Genomic DNA, 2,956 nt, shown 5'->3' with positions numbered 1-2,956 from the left:
CGGCGCCGCCGGCCGACGCCCGCTGGAGGGCCCGCCGTGAGCCACGAGAGCACCGACCTCGCGGGGGGCCCGCTTGTCGACGGGGCGGAAGATCTCCGCGAGCTGCTCCTGGTTGAGCGTCTCCTTCTCCAGGAGCTGCAGCACCAGGTGGTCGAGCACGTCGCGGTGCTCGACGAGGATCTCGTAGGCCTCGTCGTGCGCGTGCTCCATGAGCTGGCGGACCTCGGCGTCGACGGTGGCGGCGACGGCCTCGGAGTAGTCCCGGCCGTGCCCCATGTCGCGGCCCATGAACACCTCGCCGGAGGCCTGGCCGAGCTGGATGGCGCCGACGCGGGCGCTCATGCCGAACTGGGTGACCATCTTGCGGGCGGTGCTCGTCGCCTTCTCGATGTCGTTGCTCGCGCCCGTCGTCGGGTCGTGGAAGACGAGCTCCTCGGCGACGCGGCCGCCCATGGCGTAGGCGAGCTGGTCGAGCAGCTCGTTGCGCGTCGTGGAGTACTTGTCCTCCGTCGGCATGACCATCGTGTAGCCCAGGGCCCGGCCGCGCGGCAGGATCGTCACCTTCGTGACGGGGTCCGTGTACCGCAGGGCGGCGGCGACCAGCGCGTGCCCGCCCTCGTGGTACGCGGTGATCTTCACCTCCTTGGGGTTCATCACGCGGGTGCGCTTCTGCGGCCCCGCGATGACGCGGTCGATGGCCTCGTCGAGCGCCTCGTCGTCGATGACCTGCAGGCCGCGGCGGGCCGTGAGCAGGGCGGCCTCGTTGAGGACGTTGGCCAGGTCCGCGCCGCTGAAGCCGGGCGTGCGGCGGGCGACCGTCGTGAGGTCGATGCCGGGCGCCATGGGCTTGCCCTGCGAGTGCACCTGGAGGATCCGCTCGCGGCCCTTGAGGTCCGGGGGCTCCACGGCGACCTGGCGGTCGAACCGGCCGGGCCGCAGGAGCGCGGGGTCGAGGATGTCGGGGCGGTTCGTCGCGGCGATGAGGATGACGTTCGTCTTGACGTCGAACCCGTCCATCTCGACGAGCATCTGGTTGAGCGTCTGCTCGCGCTCGTCGTGCCCGCCGCCCATGCCGGCGCCGCGGTGGCGGCCGACCGCGTCGATCTCGTCGACGAAGATGATCGCCGGGCTGTTCTCCTTGGCCTGCTGGAACAGGTCGCGCACGCGGCTGGCGCCGACGCCGACGAACATCTCGACGAAGTCCGAGCCCGAGATGGAGTAGAACGGCACGCCCGCCTCCCCCGCGACGGCGCGGGCGAGCAGGGTCTTGCCGGTGCCGGGGGGCCCGTAGAGCAGCACGCCCTTGGGGATCTTCGCGCCGACGGCCTGGAACTTGGCCGGCTCGGCGAGGAACTCCTTGATCTCCTGGAGCTCCTCCAGCGCCTCGTCGACCCCCGCCACGTCCGCGAACGTGACCTGCGGCGACTCCTTGCTCACGAGCTTGGCGCGCGACTTGCCGAAGCTCATGACGCGCGAGCCGCCGCCCTGCATGTTCGACATGAGGAACCAGAAGACGACGAGGATGAGCAGCACGGGCAGGAGGATCCCGATGAGGCTGCCCCACCACGTGGCCTGCGGGACCGAGGAGTCGAAGCCGTCCTCGAGGTCCGCCTGCACCAGGGCGTCGCGCACGTCGTCGCCCAGCGGGGTGACGTAGAAGAACTGCACCCGCTCCCCGAACTCCTCCTCGCCCTTCGTGAACGGCTCGGAGAGCGTGAGGTCCACGCGCTGCGCACCCTCGGTCACCCGCGCCCCGGTCACGGTGTCGCCCTCGAGCAGCTCCAGGCCGTCGGAGGTGTCGATGCGCTGGACGTTCGGCGTGTTCAGCAGGCTGATGCCGACGACGATCGCGACGAGGGCGAGCGTGATCCACAGGAAGGGGCCACGGGCGAGGCGCTTGACGTTCATGGGCGGCGGGGACGTGCCCCTCGATCCCTCCCGGTCGGGGGACGGGCGCCGGGACGCTCGCGCGCACGGTGCCGTCGGGTGGTGGAGAGCAGGTGCCGTCGACCGTACACGCAACACCTGGGCCCACCGGCGGCGTCCGGGCGCTGTTCGCCCACGGCACACCCGCGGGCCGGAGGGGGCCGCGTCGTGCGCCGTGCGGGGCGCGTCCGGGCCCGCCCGGGCCCGCCCCGGCGGGCGTCAGCCGCCGTAGACGTGGGGCGCGAGCGTCCCGACGCAGGGCAGGTTGCGGTACCGCTCCGCGTAGTCCAGGCCGTACCCGACGACGAACTCGTTCGGGATGTCGAAGCCCACGTAGCGGACGGGGACCTCGACCTTCGCGGCGTCGGGCTTGCGGAGCATCGTGGCGATCTCGACGCTCGCCGCGCCGCGGGAGCGCAGGTTCGACAGGAGCCACGACAGCGTCAGGCCCGAGTCGATGATGTCCTCGACGATGAGCACGTGCCGGCCCAGGAGGTCGGTGTCGAGGTCCTTGAGGATCCGCACGACGCCGGAGGACTTCGTCCCCGAGCCGTACGAGGACACCGCCATCCAGTCCATCTGCACGGGCAGGGACACGCGCCGGGCGAGGTCGGCCATCACCATGACCGCGCCCTTGAGGACCCCGACGAGCAGGAGCTCCCGGTCGGCGTAGTCCGCGTCGATCGCGGAGGCCATCTCGTCGAGGCGGGTGTGGAGCTGCTTCTCGGTGAGGAGCACCTTCTCGAGGTCCGCACCCATCTGCTCGGGGGTCACCGCACAGGTCTCCTTACGCGTCGAGACGGTCGACGTAGAGCCTGCCACAGCGCCGGGCCACCACCAGCCCGCCGGGCACCGGCACGGGGCCCTGGCCGTGCCAGGCCGTGACGAGGGCGTCCGCCGCGAGCACGTGCCCCCGCGCCACCGCACCGGGCGGGCCGCCGGCCGCCAGCAGCGCCCCCCGCAGCGCCGCGCGGCGGACGCCGGGATGCGCGGCGGCGAGGGTGGCCACGTCGAGCCCCGCGCCGGGGCG

Annotated in this window: 3 protein-coding genes; all 3 read right to left on the bottom strand. The window is 72.5% G+C overall.

The window, feature by feature from the left end; all coding sequences use genetic code 11:
• Nucleotides 1-1,908: ATP-dependent zinc metalloprotease FtsH (gene ftsH, locus EJA20_RS18310; RefSeq protein WP_164984068.1), on the bottom strand; the 1,908-nt coding region annotated here is incomplete at its 3' end.
• A 237-nt stretch (nucleotides 1,909-2,145) separates the two neighbouring features.
• Nucleotides 2,146-2,685, bottom strand: a complete 540-nt coding sequence (gene hpt / locus EJA20_RS18305; RefSeq protein ID WP_129339931.1) for a hypoxanthine phosphoribosyltransferase — start codon at nucleotides 2,683-2,685, stop codon at nucleotides 2,146-2,148.
• 28 nt (nucleotides 2,686-2,713) lie between these two features.
• The coding region (locus tag EJA20_RS18300) for a TilS substrate-binding domain-containing protein (RefSeq protein ID WP_205687587.1) at nucleotides 2,714-2,956 on the bottom strand (243 nt) is incomplete at its 5' end.

This window comes from Cellulomonas endophytica (assembly GCF_004123805.1).
In the GTDB taxonomy this organism is placed as follows: Bacteria; Actinomycetota; Actinomycetes; order Actinomycetales; family Cellulomonadaceae; genus Cellulomonas; species Cellulomonas endophytica.
This window is presented reverse-complemented; position numbering and strand designations above follow the sequence as displayed.

Excerpts from the sequence above, each read along its gene's own strand:
- hpt (WP_129339931.1), bottom strand. The coding sequence starts at position 2,685 with ATGGGTGCGGACCTCGAGAAGGTGCTCCTCACCGAGAAGCAGCTCCAC.